This window comes from Pseudomonas sp. PH1b (genome assembly GCF_000633395.1).
GTDB lineage: Bacteria > Pseudomonadota > Gammaproteobacteria > Pseudomonadales > Pseudomonadaceae > Aquipseudomonas.
In genome coordinates, this window is the sequence record NZ_AYMU01000005.1 from 21,508 (window position 1) to 36,589 (window position 15,082).

The 15,082-nt window shown below is 65.6% G+C and carries 16 protein-coding genes; all 16 read left to right on the plus strand.

Going from position 1 to position 15,082, the window contains the following annotated elements; all coding sequences use genetic code 11:
• Nucleotides 1–3 precede the first annotated feature (3 nt).
• The 16 genes from U873_RS0109455 (at nt 4) to U873_RS0109530 (ending at nt 15,081) form a co-directional block, all read left to right on the plus strand.
• Nucleotides 4–1,131, plus strand: coding sequence for a radical SAM protein (locus U873_RS0109455; RefSeq protein WP_025128017.1), 1,128 nt, complete (start codon nt 4–6; stop codon nt 1,129–1,131).
• Nucleotides 1,121–3,355, plus strand: a complete 2,235-nt coding sequence (locus U873_RS0109460) for a fatty acid--CoA ligase family protein (RefSeq protein WP_025128018.1) — start codon at nt 1,121–1,123, stop codon at nt 3,353–3,355. The genes U873_RS0109455 and U873_RS0109460 overlap by 11 nt, the downstream gene beginning before the upstream one ends.
• A gap of 3 nt (nt 3,356–3,358) precedes the next feature.
• Entirely contained in the window at nt 3,359–3,613 is a 255-nt protein-coding gene (locus U873_RS0109465; RefSeq protein ID WP_025128019.1) for an acyl carrier protein, read from the plus strand.
• Nucleotides 3,614–3,733: 120 nt separating this feature from the next.
• Nucleotides 3,734–5,059: a PLP-dependent aspartate aminotransferase family protein gene (locus U873_RS0109470; RefSeq protein WP_025128020.1), complete on the plus strand. Its 1,326-nt coding sequence runs from the start codon at nt 3,734–3,736 to the stop codon at nt 5,057–5,059.
• Nucleotides 5,056–6,120 (plus strand): OsmC family protein, encoded by a 1,065-nt coding sequence (locus U873_RS0109475; protein ID WP_081818627.1) that lies wholly within the window; start codon nt 5,056–5,058, stop codon nt 6,118–6,120. Before U873_RS0109470 ends, U873_RS0109475 begins: the two co-directional genes overlap by 4 nt.
• Nucleotides 6,114–6,524, plus strand: coding sequence for a VOC family protein (locus U873_RS0109480; RefSeq protein WP_025128022.1), 411 nt, complete (start codon nt 6,114–6,116; stop codon nt 6,522–6,524). Before U873_RS0109475 ends, U873_RS0109480 begins: the two co-directional genes overlap by 7 nt.
• 9 nt (nt 6,525–6,533) lie before the next feature.
• Nucleotides 6,534–7,178, plus strand: a complete 645-nt coding sequence (locus tag U873_RS0109485; protein ID WP_025128023.1) for a sulfotransferase — start codon at nt 6,534–6,536, stop codon at nt 7,176–7,178.
• Nucleotides 7,171–7,842 carry an HAD-IA family hydrolase gene (locus U873_RS0109490; protein ID WP_025128024.1) on the plus strand — a complete coding sequence of 224 codons (672 nt, stop codon included), beginning with the start codon at nt 7,171–7,173 and terminating at the stop codon, nt 7,840–7,842. Before U873_RS0109485 ends, U873_RS0109490 begins: the two co-directional genes overlap by 8 nt.
• Nucleotides 7,820–8,254, plus strand: coding sequence for a type II 3-dehydroquinate dehydratase (locus tag U873_RS0109495; protein WP_025128025.1), 435 nt, complete (start codon nt 7,820–7,822; stop codon nt 8,252–8,254). Before U873_RS0109490 ends, U873_RS0109495 begins: the two co-directional genes overlap by 23 nt.
• A complete protein-coding gene (locus U873_RS0109500; protein WP_081818628.1) occupies nt 8,247–8,558 on the plus strand; it encodes a phosphopantetheine-binding protein in 312 nt (103 codons plus the stop codon). Before U873_RS0109495 ends, U873_RS0109500 begins: the two co-directional genes overlap by 8 nt.
• Nucleotides 8,555–12,589 (plus strand): non-ribosomal peptide synthetase, encoded by a 4,035-nt coding sequence (locus U873_RS34740; RefSeq protein ID WP_025128027.1) that lies wholly within the window; start codon nt 8,555–8,557, stop codon nt 12,587–12,589. Before U873_RS0109500 ends, U873_RS34740 begins: the two co-directional genes overlap by 4 nt.
• Nucleotides 12,586–12,807: a hypothetical protein gene (locus U873_RS0109510; RefSeq protein WP_025128028.1), complete on the plus strand. Its 222-nt coding sequence runs from the start codon at nt 12,586–12,588 to the stop codon at nt 12,805–12,807. Before U873_RS34740 ends, U873_RS0109510 begins: the two co-directional genes overlap by 4 nt.
• Nucleotides 12,804–13,196 (plus strand): VOC family protein, encoded by a 393-nt coding sequence (locus U873_RS0109515; RefSeq protein WP_025128029.1) that lies wholly within the window; start codon nt 12,804–12,806, stop codon nt 13,194–13,196. The genes U873_RS0109510 and U873_RS0109515 overlap by 4 nt, the downstream gene beginning before the upstream one ends.
• Before the next feature lie 42 nt (nt 13,197–13,238).
• On the plus strand, nt 13,239–13,592 hold the full coding sequence (locus tag U873_RS0109520) for a DUF1801 domain-containing protein (protein WP_025128030.1): 354 nt from the start codon (nt 13,239–13,241) through the stop codon (nt 13,590–13,592).
• 103 nt (nt 13,593–13,695) lie between these two features.
• Nucleotides 13,696–14,436: a class I SAM-dependent methyltransferase gene (locus U873_RS0109525; protein ID WP_025128031.1), complete on the plus strand. Its 741-nt coding sequence runs from the start codon at nt 13,696–13,698 to the stop codon at nt 14,434–14,436.
• 24 nt (nt 14,437–14,460) lie between these two features.
• Entirely contained in the window at nt 14,461–15,081 is a 621-nt protein-coding gene (locus U873_RS0109530) for a sugar O-acetyltransferase (protein WP_051586068.1), read from the plus strand.
• The last annotated feature ends 1 nt before the right edge of the window (nt 15,082 follow it).

The following is a 15,082-nucleotide window of genomic DNA, read 5'->3' on the forward strand; positions in this document are numbered from 1 at the left end:
GCCATGACGAATGCCGAACCGGTGAACTTCCTCGGTCACAGCCAGTTGCTAGGCAACGACCTGGTGATCAACGAAGACTCCTGCAACCTGGGGTGCACCTACTGCCTGACCGGACAGAGCAACATGAAATCGTCCCATGAAGGCAAGCTGATCTTTCAACCACCGGTGCATGACGTCTACAGCGAAGACAGCGACCTGGGGCGGCGCCTGCAGACCATCGTCGAGCGGGTCAACCGCACCTTCAAGCCACCGCTGCTGAAACTCACTGGCGGCGAGATCTTCATCATCAAGGGCATCATGAGCTTCATCGAGACCATGTCTCCCTTGCATGAAGTGCTGATCGTCCAGACCAACGGCCTGCCGCTGACCCGGGACAAGGTCCGGCGCCTGGCGCAACTGGGCAATGTCGTGGTGCAGATCTCCCTCGACAGCAGCAACTACCAGGGCAACAGCTACCGGGTCCTGTCGCCGCGCATCCACGAGATGATCATGGAGCGCATCGCGATGGTCCTCGAGGCCGGCCTGCCGCTGGAAATCTATGGCGTGCTCAATGACCGCAGCGCGCCGTATCTGCGCGAGTTCGTGGAGTGGTGCTCCGGGTTTGCGGACAATCCGCCGCAGCTGTTTCCGTTCCCCGTCCGGGGCCCGGACAGCGAGACCTTCAAGGTCCGCCCCGAGCAGTATTCCTTCATCGACGAGCTGTTCGAACTGCGTGAGCGCTACCCGCAGATCCTGCCCCCCAAGGCCTACCTGGACCGCCTCAGTTCGTTCTATCACCAGGGCCGGCGCACCTGGCGCTGCCACCTGCCGCGCCTGGTGCTGTCGACCTTCAGCGACGGCGTCGCCACCCCCTGCCCGAACATCTGGTTCCACAACATGGGCAATGTGCTGGAGCGGGACTGGAACAAGGCCCTGGCGCCGGTGAACCGCTCGCCGTTCTATCAGTTGCTGCTCGCCGAGCGACCACGGCTGGATGCCTGCAAGGGCTGCTTCACCCCCTGGGACACCCTGAGCCTGTATTTCGAGGACGCCATCAGCCTGGACGAGTTGTGCCGCGCGCCGTCCTACGCCCCACCGGCCGTCAGGACCCTGCTCGAGCAAGCCAAGGAAGCGTATCGACATGGCGCCTGAGTCACGGATCGACGACAGCTGGTTTGCCGAACTGAGCAGCGCTGCGCTGCTGACTTCGCTGCCGCCAGCCCGACGCAGCCAGTGGGCCCAGCAGCTTGGGGAACTGGCGGGCAGCGGCCAGCAACGCCTGCTGCTGGTGTTCGACAGTAGCCTCGAGCATGCCGCGCTGTTGCTGATGCTGCTGGAGCAGGGGTTGTCGCCGCTGCTGGTGGCCAGCGATGCCAAGCCCCAGGAGTTGCGGCGGTATGCCGCCCAGGGCGCGATCACCCACAGCGTGCAACTGGAGCAGGGTGAACTGCGGGTGACGGTGCTTGAACCGGGTGCTGCTGCGCCTGAGGGCCAGGCCGCGCAGCCACAGAGGCGTGGCATCTACCTGCTGACGTCGGGAACCACCGGCGAACCGTCGCTGGTTTTCCGCGACCTGCAGAGCTGGCGCGACGAAGGCCTGCGGTACTGCCGACTGTTGCAACTGAGCCGCGAGGATCGGGTGCTGTTCATCGCCCCGGTGTACCACGCCTATGCACTGGGCTGGCTGTGGGGAGCGCTGCTGGCCGGGGCCCAGGTGGAAATCTGCAAGCCTACGGAGCTGGGGGCGGCGCTGCAGGCGTTGCGCCTGCGCGCCAGTCATTGCGTGGTCACGCCATTGCTGGCGACCTTGATGGCCCAGCGGGTTGGCCAAGGTGAGCGCCCGGCCCAGCTCAAGGTGGTGATGTCCGGTGCCGGGCCGGTGGATGCAAGCATCGATGGGCAATTTCGCCAGGCGTTCGGCCTGGGCCTGTCGCGCAACTATGGCAGCACGCAAAGCGGTGCGCTGTTTGCTGGCGTGGCGCCGTTGCCCGCGTTGTCGATCGGCCAGCCCATGCCGGGCATCGAGGTCCTCGAACCGGGGGCGCCGGGACAGCCGTTTGCACTCAAGGTGCGGCTCGAGGATGGGCGGATCTACGACACTGGCGACATCGCCGAGCAGAGCCCGGCCGGCTACAGCATCGTCGGTCGCGAAAGCACGGCGATCCGTCGGGGCGAGCGCTGGATCTCGCCTTTCGAGATCGAGTCGGTGCTTGCCAGCCACCCCGACGTAGTCGATTGTTCGGTGCGGGCGGTGAAGTCGGCCCAGTCCGGCAACGACCATATTTTTGCCTTCGTGGTCTGGAGTGCCGAGCGGCCCTGGAACCCCGGGCTCCTGCGCGAGCATTGCCAGGAGAACCTGGCGGCGGCCAAGGTGCCCGACCGCTTTGAGCGCACGGCATTGATCGCTCGCAGCAGCAACGGCAAGCCGCTGCTCAGTCGCCGTTACCGCCCGGCCGCCAGCCGGGTATTGCTGGACGCGGCCCACGCCTACAAGCGCTCGCAACTGCTGCTGGCCCTGTGGGAGTGCGGCGCCTTGCAACTCAGCGCCCAGGGCCTGAGCGTCGACCAGATTGCCCAGCGAACCGGGCTGCATGCGCAGACCCTGGCGGTGGCCTTCGACACGGCCCAGGCCAACGGCCTGGTACAGGAGGCGGCAGGGCCCCAGGTGCAGCCACAGGAGCTTGAGGCCCTGGCTCCGGTGCTCGATCTGGAAGCATTCAACAACCGGCACTGGAACCGCCTCGACGAGCTGCTGGCGGTGCTGCATGACGGCCTCGACCGGCGCGCCTTCGAGCAGAGTCCCAAGCAGCCGCAATTGCAGCGCCGCTACCAGCGCGCAGTGTCCGGGGCAGACAAGCAACTGGCCGCGCAACTGACCTGGCGCAAGGCCTTGCAGCACACCGCGGGCGCTCTGCGCCTGCTCGACATCTGCGCCACCGGCGCGGTGTACACCCAGGCCTTGCTGGGCCGCCGACGCCTGGACTGCAACGCCAGCCGGATCGTGCAACTGGGGGGGCTCAATCCTCCGGCAGCGGATATTCCGGTGGACAGCCGGGAAACCTTGGCCGAGCTCGATGAATGCCTGTTCGACGTCATCGTGCTCGACAACACCTTGCACCAGCCCTGCGTGGCCCAGGCCTTGCCTGCCTTGCTGGAGCGCCTGGGAGCAGGGGGGCGGTTGATCATCGACGAGATTTTCTTTTGCGACACGGCCTCGGCGGCCGTCGGCGTGGACTGGCTGACCCATGGTGGCTGCCAGTACCCGAGGCAGGCCGAGGTGGTTGCGGCGCTGGCGCGCCTGGGGTTCGTCGGCGAGGAAGTCTGGCGCCGCGAATCGACGATTTATCAATGCACGATGTTATTCAGCAGGAGCTAAAAAATGACCGATACCGACCGCTTGATCAAAGTGTTCTCCAGCACCGTGGGCCGTGAACTGAGCCGCGAGGACCTCGCGGGTGGCGACCTGATCGGCACCCTGGGGCTGAACTCGATCGACGCCTTGCAGTTGCTGATCCAGGTGGAAACCGAGTTCGGCTTCTCCATCGAGGACAACGAGCTGTCCATTGAACTGGTGAACTCGCTGGAGCGCCTGGAAGCCTTTGTCGCCGACAAGACCCAGGCTCGGGTCGTCTGAGGGCGATGACGGCATGTGTCTCTTTGCCAAGGTCGGCTGCGCGGTTTCCAGCGCACGCCGACGTGGGCGGCCCGGCACCCGCCGAGGCCCCCGGAAGAATCGAACGACGAGGGAATTCGTGTGAACGATGCAAAAAAGACTGAGGCGGTGTTTGCCAATCGTCCCGGCACCGACGCCCAGTTGCCCTGGCTCAACCAGCTCAACCGCCAGCGCCTGGCTGGACCTGCGATGGAGAACAATCGCTGGCTGACCGCCGGCGAGGCTCCGGCGACGCTCTGCGTGCACGCCGGCACCTATGAGGACCCGGTGACCGGGGCCGTGGGCACGCCGATATTTCCCAGCACCACCTTCCGCTTCAGCCAGACCACCTACGAATCGTTCCTGGAAGGCTACATCCGTGACATTCCCACCTACAGTCGCTACGGCAACCCGGGGCAATGGTCGGTGCAGTTGAAAGTGGCGGCCATGGAGGGCGCGCAAAGTGCCCTGGTCCTGTCGTCGGGCATGGCCGCGATTGCTTCGACCCTGTTCGCCCTGACCAACCGCAACGGCCACATCATTTCTTCCTACGATCTGTACGGTGGCAGCTACAGCCTGCTGCACGCGGACATCAGCCAGGCCGGGCGCTCGGTGAGCTATGTCGACCCGCTGGACCTGGACGAGATCCGCCGGGCGATCCGCCCGCAGACCCAGATCATGTTCTTCGAGCTGCTGTCCAACCCGCTGATGAAGGCCATCGATCTGCTGGCCATTGCCGACTTGTGCAAGCAGCAGAACATTCTCCTGGTGGTGGACAACACCTTCCTTTCACCCATCAGTTGCCGCCCCCTGGAGTGGGGCGCCGACATCGTCATCCACTCGGCGACCAAGTACCTCAACGGTCACAGTGATGCCACCTGTGGCGCGGTCGCGGGCAGCCGCAAGCTGGTGGACCGGATCTGGGCCCAACTGCTGCGTTTTGGCGGCAACCTGGACCCCTTCGTGTGCTTTCTCCTGGAGCGGGGCATGAAGACCCTGGCAGTGCGCATGCAGGCTCATGCCGCGGGAGCCAGGCAGGTGACGCGCTTTCTCGAGCGCCACCCGCGGGTGACCGCGGTGCATTCGGTGTACGCCGAGGAGTATGCCCACCCCCATCTGTACCAGTACGCCGGCCAGGCCACCTGCGGCATGCTCGGTTTTGAACTGCAGGGCGGGGATCCGGCGGCCCTGGAGTTGCTGGAGCACCTCAAGTTGATCACCTGTGCCACCAGCCTGGGCGGTGTCGAGTCCCTGGTGAGCCTGCCGTTCAATACCTCCCACAGCGGCTTGACCCTCGAGCAGCAGAAAAAGATCGGGCTCAATCCCGGGCTGGTGCGGCTTTCAGTGGGAATCGAGGACCCCAATGACCTGTGTGCCGATCTCGAGCAGGCCTTGCGCCAGGTCTACCAAGGAGGGCGTCAGCCATGAGAAACGGAATGAACATCTCGGGCTTCAGCGAGATCGTCCACGAGATCCAGCAAGAGCCGGCCCAGGCGATCTTCCGTTACGCCGCCTATGCGCACTGTTCGCCTGCCGCCGGCATGCTCGCGGGGGTGGCGCCGGCGGTGATCGGCCTGTTGCGCGCGCCTCGGCATTTCGAGGTGCCGATCCAGCCCAGCCCGGCGCTGCACTGCCACGGCCTGCTGGACCCGGCCTGGCCGCAGGAACTGGCCTTGGCGGCGCTTTCGGGGTGTTTCCTGGTGTCCGCGGTGTCGGGGTTTTCCGCGCGACGGACCACGGTCGATCATCTGTCCATGACCACCAGTGCAGTCCTGCAGGAGGCAGGTGCCGCCGCTCCCCAGGTGCGCTACGACATCCGTTCGGGAACCGACAAGAAAATCAGCGAGGCGCTGGAAGTGATCGAGGCGGTGAAGACCCACAGCCCCAATCACCAGACCTTCGTCCAGGCCCTGGGCCTGTCGGCGCGCCTGGTGGATGCCGAGGGCGCAGGTCCCTGGCAACGGTTTTGCCCCCTCGACCAGGCGCCCCGGGGGGCTGCGCAGTCTCAGGGCCAGGCCCTGTCCCTGGATTGCCAATGGCTCTATGGCACTCAGCTGCGGGCTGATTTCGTCCACCAGGATCCCCGGGACCTGCGGAGCTTTCCCATCGACCAGCCCAAGCAGCTGGCGGGTATCGACTGGGGCCCCAATCCCCAGGAATACCTGTTGATGGCGATTGCCGCCGATGTCCTGGCGCAGCTCAACCGACGCCAGCAGTTGCCCGGCGCGGTACGCCTGGATGTGCGGGCCATGGTGGACATTCGCGGCATGTGTGAAGTGGCGCCGACCCCGGTCCATCTGCAGGACATCGAGCTTGAACTGCAAGTCGAAGGCTGGCCGGCCGCTCAGCTGGCGACGCTGATGCAGCACTTGGCGGCGAGCATCGAGGCCTCGGTGGTGTGTGCGCTGATTCGCCATCGAGTGGGCTTCGAATTCCAGGTTGGAGCCCGGCCGCTGTCCGAGGAAACCCGCGAGTGCCAGCCATGCTGAGTCCGTCGAGCCTGTGTTTCGCCACCCTGGCGGTTCCCGACCTGGCGGCCGCCGAAGCCTTCTACGTGGAGGTCCTGGGGTTGCAGGTCAGCCGGCGCTTTGCCCCGACCTGCTGGATCAGCCTGGAGGTGGACGAGCAGGCCGGTGCCGGGTTCGGCCTGATCGAAGACCCGCTGATGGCGCGGCCATCGCCGGCCAGCATGCTGGACCTGATGGTGCCGGAGCTGGATGCGCTGGTTGCCCGGATGCCACCCCAGGTGATGCTCATCGAAGCGCCGGGATTGACCCCGTGGGGCAGCTACAAGGCGGTGATCGAGGACCCCTTCGGCAATCGCCTGGGCCTGGTCCAGTGCAGCCCGCAGGCGGCAGCCGAGGGCGCCGGGCAGCCGGGGAACAACGAGTGAGGAGCTGGGATGCTTAAGCAATTTGAATGCATGAATGTACAGGACTGCGTGGCCGGCGATGGCGGCTTCGTGTCCGTGGTTTCCGGGCTGCCGCGTTCCGGCACCTCGATGATGATGCGTGCCCTGGCCAGTGCCGGCCTGGCGCCGCTGACCGACAACCTGCGCCAGGGTGACGAGCGCAACCCCCATGGCTATTTCGAATGGGAAGCGGTCAAGTCGCGGGACGGTTACCTGGGCTGGATGGACCAGGCCCGCGGCCGCGCGGTCAAGCTGGTATCGCGCTTTCTCCAGCACCTGCCGGCAACCCACGGGTATCGGGTGCTGTTCATGCATCGCGATATCGATGCGGTGATCCGTTCCCAGCGAGACATGGCCGAGCACCATAGCGGCCAGGTCTGGGGAGGACAGGAAGCCGAGGACCTGGCACGGCTGTATCGCGAGCATGTGACCCAGGTGCTGGCGTGGGTCCGCTCGCGGCCGAACATGCAGGTACTGGAGCTGGATTATCAACGGGTATTGCAAGACCCGAACGGCGAATTCACCAGGGTCGCGGCGTTTCTCTCGCCCTTGCCCCTGCTGGTGCAGTCGATGGCGGCCACGGTGGACCGGGGGCTGAATCATCAAGCGGCGATGGAGGCTGCGACCCATGTCTGAATTGCCCATCAGTGCGGTCATCTTCGACCTCGACGGAACGCTGATCGACAGCAAGCAAGTGATTCGCGAGGCTTATCACGCAGCCCATGCCGAGGTGCTGGGGGCGGGCGTCGAGCCGCCGCCGTTCAGCGAGTACTGCAAGCACCTGGGGCGCAGCTTCGTGCAGATCATGAAGATCATGGGCCTGCCGGCGCAGATGCACCCGGTGTTCATGCGTGAAAGCAACGCGAGAATGCAGCGCATCCGCGTGTTCGAGGGCGTCGGGGAGCTGCTGGCGAGCCTGCAGGCCCGGGGCATCCCCATGGCGATCGCCACGGGCAAGGACCATGGACGAACCGTAGCCATTCTCGAGTACCTGGGGCTGCTGGGGTATTTCTCCTGCATCGTCGGCAGCGACGATGTGGCCAACCCCAAGCCGGCACCGGACATGGCCCGGATGATCGTCGAACAACTGCACCTGGAACCGTCGAGCTGCCTGTTCGTGGGCGATGCACTGGCCGACCTGAAGTGCGGCCAGGCAGCGGGCATGCAGACCGCGCTGGCGCTCTGGGATCATCCTGGCGAGGAGATCCGGCGCTATCCGAGTACCTATCAACTGACTGCGCCAGGCCAGATCCTGGCCTTGCTGGAGGTGGCTCGCCATGCCGACATTACTCCTGCTTAACGGCCCCAACCTGGGCCGCCTGGGGCTGCGCGAACCGCAGGTCTATGGCACCAAGACCCTGGACCAGATCACCCGCGAGGTCACTGCGGTCGCCACCTCTCGTGGCTGGACGGTGCTGGCCCGGCAAAGCAACCACGAAGGCGAGCTGATCGATTTCATCGAAAGTCAGCACCAGGCCGAAGCGATGATCATCAACCCGGGGGCGCTGATGATGTCCGGCTGGGCCCTGCGCGATGCGTTGCAGGACTATCCGGGGCGCTGGATAGAGGTGCACATCTCCAACCTGTTTGCCCGCGAGAGCTTCCGTCACAGTTCGTTGCTGGCGCCCCTGTGCCACGGCTTCATTGCCGGCCTGGGCACCGACGGTTACGCCCTGGCTGCGGCGGCGCTGGTGGGAGCTGGCCATGAATAGTGCGACGAGGGTACCGCTGCGGGCCCAACTGATGAACGACGTGCTGGGCCTTTGCGCCGGCCTGCTGAAAGTGGCGCAGGACGAACTGAACGCCGGGCAGAACTTCTTTGCCATCGGCGGCAGCTCGCTCCAGGCCCTGCAACTGTGCGCTCTGCTCGAACAGCGGCATCCGCCATTGTGCGGCGAGGACGGCATCGACCTGACCCTGATTGTCGGCACCGCGACCCTGGGCGAATTTGTCGACGCCTTGTTGCGCACGGCAACCAGCAGCCGTGCCGGCGCAGTCTCCGAGGGCGAGCTATGAGCCAGGCGGTGGCGACCCTGATCGAGGATTGGGAGCAACGCGGCGTGCACCTCTATGAGGACGGCGGGCGCCTGCGCTACTACTGCGGTGCAGCCGGGCTGCCGGACGACATCCGCCACTCGGTGGGCCATGAGAGGAGCCGCTTGCTGGCCTACCTGGCCCCCCCGGACCCACTGGCGTCTCACCTCGGCGGGCTGCGCCAGGCCTACTGGCTGGGGGAGCATTCGGCGTTCAGCCAGGGCAGTGCCGCCTATCTGCACCTGGTCTATGCCGGTGCGGTGCCCACGGCGGCGCAATTGCAGGCGGCACTGCCGCGCCTGCTGGCCTTGCATCCGATTCTGGCCTACACCCTGGATGCCCAGGCGCCGCGCTTCAAGCCCATGGCCGTGCCGCGGCTGGTTGTCGAGCAGCAGGCCGCCGCCAAGGGCGCGGATCCGCGGCGTTGCACGGCCCTGGCCGACAGCGCCATGCCCATTGCACCGTTGACCGCGGAGCAGCCGCTGTTTCGCCTGGTGCTGGTGGCAGGCGCCGAGGAGCGCTGCCTGCATGTGGTCTATCGGCTGGCATTGTTCGATGCCCCGGCGGTGCAGATTTTCATCGGCGACTTGCTGGCGCTGGTGGCCGGGAATGCCCCACTGGCAGCGGATGGCTATGCACCGGCCCAGGTGGCGGCGTGGAGCCGGGCGCGGCGCCTGGCAAGGTTCAAGGCCCGCGACTACTGGCAGGACAAGATTCTCCAGCTGGCAGCCGGCCCGCACCTGCCGCTGGCACGCCGCAGGCAAGCGCCCTCGGCGCCGGCGCGTTTCATCGAGCATCGGGCGCTCCTGGCGCCTGCACTGCAGCAGGCTCTGGCGGCGGCTGCGCGGCATCATCGGGTATCGCTCAATGCCACCTTGCTGACGGTGTACCTGCAAACCCTGGCGCGCTGGTCGGGCAGGGCCACGGTGACCTGCAGCGTGATGTACAGCACCCGGACACTGCTGGGGCCGGAGTTCGCCCGCACCATCGGCAACTTTGCCGATACCCTGTTGCTCGACCTGCCATCCCAGCCCCTGGCATTCGCCGCCTGCGCCCAGCGGGTCCAGCAGGATCTGTATGCCGCCTTGCAGCACGCCGCCTACGATGGGGTGTCGGTGGTCCGAGAGTGGATCCGCGAACACGATCAGCGCCAGGACGGCACCGAGCCGCCGATGCCCTATGTGTTTTCCTCGTTGCTGGAGATGGACCTGCCGGCGCCGCCACTGCAGCAGACCGATCACGCGATGATGACGCCGCAGATCTGGATCGATGCCCAGGCCTTTGCGAGCGAGGCGGGCCTGTGCCTGTCCTGGGACGAGCGCGAGGGCCTGTTCGAGCCCGGGCTGATTGCCCAGGCCTTCGAGCATTTCCATGGGGCCCTGGAGCGTCTGGCCGGCCAGCCGGAGGCCTGGGAACTGAGCGAGCTGGCCTTGACCGCGCCGTTGCTGGCCCAGGTCGATGCCTTCAATCACACCTCGCAGCCGCTGCCGGGTCAGTCCCTGCATCAGGGTTTGTCCCGGCAGGCAGCGCTGCGCCCGGATGCGCCGGCGGTGTTGAGCGATGGCGCCAGCCTGAGCTTTGCCGAGCTGTTGCGCCTGGCCAGTCGCTTGGCCAGCCACCTGAATGAAAACGGCGTGGGCCCCAGCGACCATGTGGTGGTGCGCGGCAGTCGGGACAGCGCCAACGTCGTGGCGATCTACGCGGTGCTGATGGCCGGTGCGACCTATGTTCCGGTGAGCAAGAGCTCCCCGGTGCGCCGGGTGCACTCGATCATCAACCAGGCGGCGGCCACCACGGTGCTGGGCGACGATGCCGCGGACATCGCGGCGGTACTCGCATCACCGGTGAACTGGTCGCTCGACTACCGGCACTGGCTGGCATCGCCCGAGGCGCAGGGCCCCGGTATCGCGCCGGCCTATCCGGCGGTCGACAGCGCCCTGGCCTACCTGATGTTCACCTCCGGGACCACGGGCACGCCCAAGGGGGTGGCGATCAGTCATCGCGCGGCGTTCAATACCCTGCAGGACTGTCGCGAGCGCTTTGCCATCGACGCCCAGGACCGGCTGCTGGGGGTCAGTGAGTTCAGCTTCGACCTGTCGGTATTCGACCTGTTCATGCCGGCGCTGTGCGGCTGTGCGCTGATCCTGCCGGCCCATGGCGATCGGGCCGAGCCCCAGGCCTGGCTCGACGCGGCACGGACCCACGGTGCGAGTGTCTGGAACTCGGTCCCGGCGATCATGGAAATGGCCCTGGGCTATGCCAGGGCGGTGGGCCTGCCGGCGCCGGCAGCGACCGTGCGCCTGTGGATGGCCAGCGGCGACTGGATCGCCCTGGGGTTGCCCGGGCGCCTGCGGGAGCTGACGCCAGGCTCGCGTTTCGTGGCCCTGGGGGGCGCCACCGAGGCGGCCATCTGGTCCAACTGTTTCGAGGTGCAGCAAGTGGATCCGGAGTGGCCGAGCATTCCCTACGGCCGGCCCTTGAGCAACCAGCGGTTCTATATTCTCGACGCCCTGGGCCGGCGCTGCCCGCCTGGGGTCAAGGGCATGCTGTACATCGCCGGCGACGGCCTGGCGGCGGGCTACACCCATGATCGCCAACGGACCGAACAGGCATTCTTCATCGAGCCCGGGCTGCAGCAGCGGGTCTACCGCACCGGTGACATGGGGCGCTTGCGGATGGACGGAGAGATCGAGTTCCTCGGCCGCGAGGACCTGCAGGTCAAGCTCAATGGCATGCGCGTGGAACTGGCGGAGATCGACGCGGTACTGGGGCGTGCGCCCGGGGTCGAGCAGGTGGCGGTGTGCGTGGACGCTGGCGGGGCCTTGTACGGATTCTTCGTCGCTGGCCAGCCGGCAGCCGATGCCGAGCAATTGCTGGCATTCGCGGCGCAGTACCTCAATCCCTACATGCTGCCGGTGCAGCTCTTCGCGCTGCCACAGATGCCGCTGACCGCCAACGGCAAGGTGGACCGGGGGGCACTGGTGGCATTGTTGCCAGGCCTCTGCGAGCCCCGCGTGCCGGCGCACGACCCGGGGTTCTCAGCCCGGCAGGAGCTGCTGCTGGGTTGCGTCCAGCGGGTGCTGCCGGCCGTGCGCGGCCCGGCTGACTCATGGTTCGAGCGGGGCGCCTCGTCGCTGCACGCGGTGCATATCCTGCTGGGCTTGAACACTGAACTGGGGCTGGACCTGAGCCTGGCGGACATCTACTCCTATCCCTCGGTCAACGCCTTGCTCGGCCATGTGCAGGGCACGGGACAGCGGCATCGCAACCGGGTGGATTTTTGCGCCGCTGCCCACGGCCAGCAACCCTTGCTGGTACTGGTGCACCCGGTGGGCGGAGCGCTGTCGTGCTACTGGCCGCTGATTCGTGCCACCCGCGAGGATTTCCAGGTGATGGGGCTGTGTGCCGACGCCGGCCAGCGTTTCGATACGCTTCAGGACCAGGCCCGGGAGTACCTGGAGCAGTTGCAGGACAGCCTGCAGGCGGCGCGTCCGGTGGTGCTCGCCGGCTGGTCGTTCGGTGGCGTGCTGGCAGTGGAAATGGCCCGCCTGCTCAGCGACCGTGGCCATCGGCAACTGGCGCTGGTGACCCTCGACGCGGGAGCGCCGCTGGACACGGTGCTGGAATTGCCACCGAGCCTGTTGCAGCAGTTGTTTCAGTACGACCTGGAGCATTGCGCCCAGATCCAGGCTGCAGGCCAGGCGGTGCCTGAGGTCTGCGAGAGTGCCACCCAGGAGCGCTTTGCCCTGTTCTGCCGGCATTATGCGGCCTTGCTCGATTATCGCTATCGACCGCTGGCTTGCCCGACCTGGCACCTGCAAGCCAGCGTCGAACGCGCGTCCAGCGGGCTGTGCCCCTTGGCCGAGCAGGCCCGGGACGCTCATTGCCTGACCCTGGCCGGTGATCACTACAGCATCCTTTCCGGGGCAGCCCTGGAGCAGATCGTGGACTGCCTGGCTGTCGCGGCGGGGCGTGATGCCTTCGCGGCGGATGGCCGGCAGGCAGGCCCATGAGCGGTCGTGACAAGAGCGGCGGGCTGCCACGGGCCGCCTCGGCAGAGGCCTCAATAATGGCCGCAGGCCATGACGGCAAGTGTCTGAAAATGCTGTTCCAGGCTGATTCTGCACTGGCGGATCGCGCCGCTTACCGGGAAAATTCGCCTTGGTTCCATGGGCGCCACCCAGGCGCCATGAACCTCATAAACAGGGTAATTAAAGGAGTGACACTGTGAAGTTTGGATACACGATTGTTTATGTCCCCGATGTCGAAGCCTCGATCCGTTTCTTCGAGGACGCCTTCGGTTTCTCCCGTCGCTTCCTCGACGAGTCCGGCGATTACGGTGAACTCGACAGTGGCGCCACGACCCTGGCCTTCGCCAGCCGTGGCCTGGCGGACTCCAATTGCGAAGGCGGCTATCAGTTCTGCAGCCCTCAGCACAAACCCCTGGGCATCGAGATTGCCCTGGTCACCGACGATGTGCCCAAGGCCCACGCCAAGGCGCTGGCCGCCGGGGCCACGGAGCATGCGGCCATACAGCAAAAGCCCTGGGGGCAGGTGGTTTCCTATGTACGGTGCCCGGCCGGAACCCTGGTCGAATTGTGCACCCCGGTGGGCCAGTGAACGCTGGGCCTGAATCCGCAGAGCGCCAGGGAGTGCCTGACCATGCGTAACACCGAGGATGCGGTCCTGGCGTTGCTCGAGGACATCGGCAGTACCCACGGCGCCTTGCTGGATATCGTCCAGCGAGTGCGTCAGGTGGTGGAGGAAACCAGCGGCACAGTCGCGGAGATGGTCAAGTACGGGGGCATCATGTTTTCCCGTGTGGCACCGTTCTGCGGGGTCTATGCCTACACCGACCATGTATCGGTGGAGTTTGGCCAGGGCTATTTGTTCGATGACCCGCACGGGGTGCTCGAAGGCACTGGGAAGTTCCGCCGGCATATAAAGTTGTTTGCTGTATCGGATGTTCAAAAGAAGCATCTTGCTGACTATGTAAGGCAAGCACTCAATCAATAGTCTTTTGAACTGAACACCTAACTAACGGTTGTTTCCTGCGGGGGATCATATCCCCCGCACGGGACTTTATTGCCCTGAAAAAACCACAGAGTGGAATGAGCACATGAGCGATGCCAGCACTTACGGCGAGACCCTGGCCGATATCTATGACGACCTGTATGGCGAGGCCCCGGCCAATGCCATCGAGGTCCTGGTGGCAATGGCGGGCACCCGCGAGCCGGTGCTGGAACTGGGCATCGGTACCGGGCGTTTTGCCTTGCCGATGCATGAGCGGGGGGTGCAGGTGCATGGCGTCGATGCCTCACCGTCGATGCTGGAGAAACTCCGGGCCAAGCCCGGTGCGGCCGGCATTCCCCTGACCGAGGCGGACTTCGCCACCCTTGAGGGGGTGGCGGGGGGGCCGTTCAGCCTGGCCTTCTGCACCTTCAGCTCATTGTTCCTGCTGCTGTCCCAGGCCGCCCAGGTCAGCTGTTTCAAGGCCACCAGCGCCTTGCTCAAGGACCATGGACGCCTGGTGATCGAGACGTTCTACCCGGACCTGTCGCGCTACGGCAAGGACCAGCCGGTCTATGTCGGCGGCCTGGAGCGCAATGAGGTGCTGCTGGAAGCCTCGCGCCTGGACGCTGTCGCGCAGCGGGTCAGCTGCCGCTTCATCCGCATGCAGGAACAGGGGATGAAAGTGATTCCGGTAGAGCTGCGCTATGCCTGGCCGGCGGAACTGGACCTGATGGCCGAACTGGCCGGCATGCGCCTGGTACAGCGCTGGTCGAACTGGGACCAGGCGCCCTTCGTCGAAGGTTCGTTCAAACATATATCGACCTATGAAAAGTTGCCCCAGGCCTGACTTTCCAGAACTTCGGAGTTGGACATGGACGTTTCCCAATCCCCACCCATTGTGATCGACGAAGGTCGTTCGGCCCATGAGTTGATGCTCGCGGGAGAGTGGTTCTGTACTCCAGACCTGGAACTTGCACGCATGCGTTTTCGCTCCCAGGCATTGCAACGACGCTTTAACGACTGTTCCCCGCTGGCGTTCAAGGAACAGCAAGCCCTGCTGGCGAAGTTACTCAAACGAGTGGGCAGGAACAGTTGGATAGAACCCAACTTTTATTGTGATTACGGGGTGCATATCGAGATCGGCGATGAGGTGTTCATCAACATGAACTGCACCTTCCTGGACGGCAACCGGATCCTCATCGGCGACCGCAGCTACCTCTCGCCCAACGTGCAATTGATGACCACTGCCCACCCCATGGACCCCCGGGCGCGCACGGTGCGCATCGACGGTCGCCTCAAGTGCGTGCAGCGGGCGGCGCCGATTGTGCTGGGCAACGATGTCTGGATCGGCGCCGCAGCGGTGCTGCTGGGGGGCGTGGAGGTCGGCGACGGCAGCGTCATCGGCGCCGGCAGCGTGGTGACACGCTCGATCCCGGCCGGAGTACTGGCGGCAGGCAATCCCTGCCGAATCATCCGCTCGGTGTACGAGTGAA